This is a genomic window from Escherichia sp. WS1451, assembly GCF_046487365.1.
Classification (GTDB): domain Bacteria; phylum Pseudomonadota; class Gammaproteobacteria; order Enterobacterales; family Enterobacteriaceae; genus Escherichia; species Escherichia coli.
Window position 1 is genome coordinate 1 of record NZ_JBJQJP010000047.1, and the last position, 4,785, is coordinate 4,785.

General features: G+C 44.0%; 6 protein-coding genes and 2 pseudogenes. 3 read left to right on the top strand and 5 right to left on the bottom strand.

Going from position 1 to position 4,785, the window contains the following annotated elements; all coding sequences use genetic code 11:
• Positions 1 to 228, top strand: a pseudogene (locus ACJHX7_RS25805) (aminoglycoside adenylyltransferase domain-containing protein); the annotation flags it as partial.
• 122 nt (positions 229 to 350) lie between these two features.
• Positions 351 to 683: a quaternary ammonium compound efflux SMR transporter QacL gene (qac, locus tag ACJHX7_RS25810; RefSeq protein WP_000800531.1), complete on the top strand. Its 333-nt coding sequence runs from the start codon at positions 351 to 353 to the stop codon at positions 681 to 683.
• 246 nt (positions 684 to 929) lie between these two features.
• Here qac and ACJHX7_RS25815 read toward each other — a convergent pair whose 3' ends face one another.
• Positions 930 to 1,562: an IS256 family transposase gene (locus tag ACJHX7_RS25815; protein ID WP_020802982.1), complete on the bottom strand. Its 633-nt coding sequence runs from the start codon at positions 1,560 to 1,562 to the stop codon at positions 930 to 932.
• 22 nt (positions 1,563 to 1,584) lie between these two features.
• Here ACJHX7_RS25815 and ACJHX7_RS25820 point away from each other — a divergent pair, with 22 nt between their 5' ends.
• The gene (locus ACJHX7_RS25820; RefSeq protein WP_109023896.1) at positions 1,585 to 1,860 is read left to right on the top strand and encodes a hypothetical protein; all 276 of its coding nucleotides are present in this window, start codon (positions 1,585 to 1,587) and stop codon (positions 1,858 to 1,860) included.
• A gap of 2 nt (positions 1,861 to 1,862) precedes the next feature.
• On the opposite strand, the gene sul3 is transcribed toward ACJHX7_RS25820, so the two are convergent.
• The 4 genes and pseudogenes from sul3 to ACJHX7_RS25840 all read right to left on the bottom strand — a co-directional run.
• Positions 1,863 to 2,654 carry a sulfonamide-resistant dihydropteroate synthase Sul3 gene (sul3, locus tag ACJHX7_RS25825; RefSeq protein WP_000034420.1) on the bottom strand — a complete coding sequence of 264 codons (792 nt, stop codon included), beginning with the start codon at positions 2,652 to 2,654 and terminating at the stop codon, positions 1,863 to 1,865.
• A gap of 468 nt (positions 2,655 to 3,122) precedes the next feature.
• Entirely contained in the window at positions 3,123 to 3,368 is a 246-nt protein-coding gene (locus ACJHX7_RS25830) for a GrpB family protein (RefSeq protein ID WP_001354008.1), read from the bottom strand.
• A 37-nt stretch (positions 3,369 to 3,405) separates the two neighbouring features.
• Entirely contained in the window at positions 3,406 to 4,269 is an 864-nt protein-coding gene (locus ACJHX7_RS25835; protein WP_000612791.1) for an SDR family oxidoreductase, read from the bottom strand.
• Positions 4,270 to 4,414: 145 nt separating this feature from the next.
• Positions 4,415 to 4,672 (bottom strand): annotated as a pseudogene (locus tag ACJHX7_RS25840) (hypothetical protein); the annotation flags it as partial.
• Positions 4,673 to 4,785: the final 113 nt, after the last annotated feature.

A 4,785-nucleotide genomic window follows, 5' to 3' on the forward strand; every position in this document is an offset into this window, starting at 1 on the left:
GAAGGATGTCGCTGCCGACTGGGCAATGGAGCGCCTGCCGGCCCAGTATCAGCCCGTCATACTTGAAGCTAGACAGGCTTATCTTGGACAAGAAGAAGATCGCTTGGCCTCCCGCGCAGATCAGTTGGAAGAATTTGTTCACTACGTGAAAGGCGAGATCACCAAGGTAGTCGGCAAATAATGTCTAACAATTCGTTCAAGCCGACGCCGCTTCGCGGCGCGGCTTAACTCAAGCGTTAGATGCCAGATTTGGCGTTGCGTATGCTCACAGAAAATCGACAGCCGCAAGACTGTTTTTGGCAACTCATAGCCACCACTATTTATCCTTCATACCGTAGAGGAGATTGCACGTGAAGAACTGGCTCTTTCTGGCTATTGCAATATTTGGTGAGGTCGTCGCAACTTCCGCACTGAAGTCCAGCCATGGATTCACCAAGTTAGTTCCTTCTGTTGTAGTTGTGGCTGGCTACGGGCTTGCGTTCTATTTCCTCTCTCTCGCACTCAAGTCCATCCCGGTCGGCATTGCTTATGCTGTTTGGGCTGGCCTCGGCATCGTACTTGTGGCAGCTATCGCTTGGATCTTCCATGGCCAGAAACTAGACTTGTGGGCGTTCGTTGGCATGGGACTTATCGTTAGTGGCGTCGCCGTTCTAAATCTGCTATCCAAGGTCAGCGCACATTGATCGGGCTGGCATCTAACAGTTCATTCAAGCCGACGCCGCTTCGCGGCGCGGCTTAATTCAGGTGTTAGTCGGACGCCTACGGCGCCGAGGAAAAAAGAAACCAAACCATTCTTGCTGCCAAAGAGAAAAACCCCTTACGGTGGCGTACTGGGAAAGTGCGTATCTACGACGCCTTGCCGGTCTCAATGTCATGCCGTCCTCTTTCGAAGGCTGCTTGATGCAAACCTCTCAAAAATCTGGCATAAACTATCTTGACATATTCCGATTGAACACCTTCCGAATATCAGCGGCTATCAGCGGGATCTCATCTTTTTTCGTGACGTAGGAGTGGGCATTCTGCTGCAGATGAAACTGGCAGCGTTGCCACAGAATTCCAGGGAAGACAGCATCGATTGCCGCGCGCAGTCCTGAGTGGTCATCACTGGTGATCATTCGCAGGCCGTGCATCCCTCGTCGTACGAGACCCTCGAGAAAGGAACGCCAGTTTACCTCTGCCTCACTGTTCGCGACTTCGGCGTCAAGAATATGCCGATTCCCGCTGTAATCAACGCCAATAGCCACTAGAAGCGCCTGCTTGACCACATGGGAACCGACGCGAACCGATTCATAGGTCGCATCAAGTACCAAGTATTGAATCTGTCCGACAGGCTGCGCCTTCCAAGACGTAATCTCTTCATCGAGCTCCTTTGCCAGCCTGCTGACCTGGGACGAGCTGACTTCGGTGCCACAAAGAATTTCGACGATATCCGAGACCCTGCGGGTACTTACTCCTTTGACATACATTTCGGCGATGGCGAGCTTGAGAGCACGCTCACTGCGCATGCCTTTCTCGATGCAGCTGGGATAAAACTCCATCCCGCGAACTTGTGGTACTTTCAAGAGGACTTTCCCGGTCGCAAGATTGAATATTGGATTATTTGGATTTACCAACAAACACTACTATTTAGCTACGAAAACTCAAGAGAAGTACACAAAACCTTTTGGAAGTGATGGAAGTTTAAGTCCTCTTGATTATAGTGTAGGTATTGGAACAGGTTTAGAATTAGGACATTTCCAGTTTATGTTTGGCTATGATTACCCTCTTAGTAACAGTTCGAAAGATCCAGACCTAAGTCAAGTACGCCAACACAACTTCAGAGCAAGTATAGCATATTCATTTAGAAAGCTAAAAAAATAAAACTAACCTAGGGCTTTGGATATTTTCAAGGCATCTGATAAAGACTTAACATCATGGGTGCGGAGATAATCTGCACCTTTTTTGTATGCATACATTTCTGCTGCAAGAGTTGGTGCTAAACGAGATTTCACATCGGTTCCAGTTATTTTACCTAAGAATGATTTCCGTGACACTGCAATCATTACTTGCAAATTAAAAGCTTCTTGAATTTCAGGGAAACGCTTCAAAACAAGAATAGATGTTTCTGGATTAGAGCCTAAAAAGAAGCCCATACCCGGATCAAGAATAATTCGTTCACGCTTTACACCAGCCTCAACTAAAGCAGCAATTCTTTCTTTAAAAAATTCCATCATGGAAGTAAAAACCTCTTCCGGATTCGTTTCAACTTTAGTAGCTGCACCAATTCGCTGAACGGAGTGCATCAACACAAGTTTGCAATCTGACTTTGCCAAGCCTGAATAAATCTCAGGATAAGGAAAACCTTGAATATCATTAATAAAATCAACCTTTTGTTCTATGCAAAAACTCTGAACCTCAGGTTTAAATGTATCAACAGAAATAGAAATGCCTTTTTCTTTTAAAGCCTTAATGACAGGTTTGAGTCTTTTGATTTCTTCCACAACGCCCACTTCAGTTGTATCAGGATTACTGGAAGCGGCTCCCAAATCAATCACATCTGCTCCATCTTCAACCAAATGCAGAGCATGCTCAATTGCCTTATCTGTATCTAAATAAAGTCCTCCATCGGAAAAACTATCGGTGGTTATATTTACGATTCCAAAAATCTTGCTCATATCATTTTGCTTTGATTACAAAAGTAGCATTTATCTTAATTGACTAATTATCACTTACGCAAATTGACACATTTTCCCTATCTTTGCAGCCTAATTTTTTTGTTTTAATTCATTATGAAAACTGATAGGAACTGTCATTTCGAGTTTTTCGCGGTTTTGGGTCAAAATTCGGTTTTTTCCCCGAACTACGACTGTTTTCGCACCCCGAACAACTAATCCAATCAGAATTTTCCGGCAACGCCGACTCCAAGAAGTGTAATTCCAGTCTATTTCTGCCGTCAACCCCTGATTCGCGTTAATGCGACAAAGCTCAAACACATAACTCCCCCACGAAGCCATATAAACTCCGATTTCGAGGTGTTATCCTGTTCCGCATAAACTTCGTTTTTGGGTATTATACCTACACCAAAGCAAGAAGATTATGGGTCCAAACTTCATTTGTATATTTTGCAAACAAATATCTGCCTGTCATATCTGTCGGAGTGTGGTGATACTCCTTTGCATTAAAAATGCGCTGATAAAAGGTAGTTCAGCAAAAGGCGAAACGCCAATAAATATATCTATAACCGGTTTCGCCCGTTGATTGGGTATCGCCGTGCTTCCGATATGTTCAATGGCTACGGCATGAGAACCGAAAAAATGGAGCAATTTTATTTTCTCTTCTTCAAAATTCTTTGTCCAATCCGGGTTATATTCCATAATTTCAATTTTCATGATAGTTTCGTCCTTGCCTCAAAAACCATGTTTGGTATTATACTCCATATCTCTCCGGTGCAGGAATAGCCTTTTCTGATGCACGGCTAACAGCTTCCCATTCTTCCCAGGTAGCCATCCGTGCTTTTAAGGTATCCATCGCCAAATCGTATACCATGCTGCCAAGGATAAGCCTCAAAGGCGGATTATTGCTGGCTACTAATTTCATAAGGGCTTCCGCTGCCAAGGAAGGATCACTATCGACCGAATCTTCGGAATACTGTTTCGCCAGCTCATCGCGCAGTGTACCGTATGAATCTAATGGATTGCTGTAACTCATCGAAGTGTATAAATCTGTCCAATATCCTCCTGGTTCCACCATAGTGAGTTTCACTCCGAAATGTTCCGCTTCTTTTGCTAAGGCTTCACTCATTCCTTCCAGCGCAAATTTACTTGCACTGTAAATACCAGACATCGGACCCGAGATAATAGCGCCAATGCTTGTAATCTGTATGATATGTCCAGAACGCTGCGACCTCAAATAGGGCATCACTGCCTGACAAACCCAAAGAGCTCCAAAAAAGTTTGTGTCCATTAGTTTCCGAGCATCGGATTCGTTTAGTTCTTCAATCATACCCATAGTCATGATACCCGCATTATTAACAACAATATCAAGCCTACCGAAATGTTTAACTGCTGTTTCAACCGTAGAAAAAACAGCCTCCCTATCTGTAACATCGAGGTTTAATGGCAGTAAGCTCTCTTGATATGTTTCTTCTAGCTTCGCCAAATTATCGATAGTCCTTGCAACTGCAACAACTTTATCCCCGGCTTTCAAGGCGGCGCATGTAAAAGCATAGCCAAGCCCCTTGCTTGCTCCGGTAATAAACCATACTCTTTTATTTTCGCTATTAGGTATCATAGATATTCTCCTTTAGGCTATTATAGAAAGATTATTATAAGCGAAATTAATACCGTTAAACGCCATGAGCCCGACAATTTTGAGCACTTTGTTTTGTACTCCCAGAAGCTCACCACTACAAATTATCATCAACCCGGTCCTTTTTTCAGTCCACTTGCGGTTTCATTGTTACTTTGTCATAGCGTCGTGTCAGAATGCGGCAGAGAACAGCGTTTACTATCAACGCAACACCAGACCAGAAAAACCATGTATTAACACCTATAACCTCAACAACCGGACCTGCAACAAGTAAGCCTATCGGCATAGAAAGAGTCATGGCGGTCATCAAAAGGGAAAACACCTTGCCCATCATTTCAGGGGCAATGCTTTCTTGAACATAAGCCATAACAGGAACATTCATAAATGGGCACTGTTGCAAAGTTAGCGATGAGGCAGCCTTTTGTCTTATTCAAAGGCCTTACATTTCAAAAACTCTGCTTACCAGGCGCATTTCGCCCAGGGGATCACCATAATAAA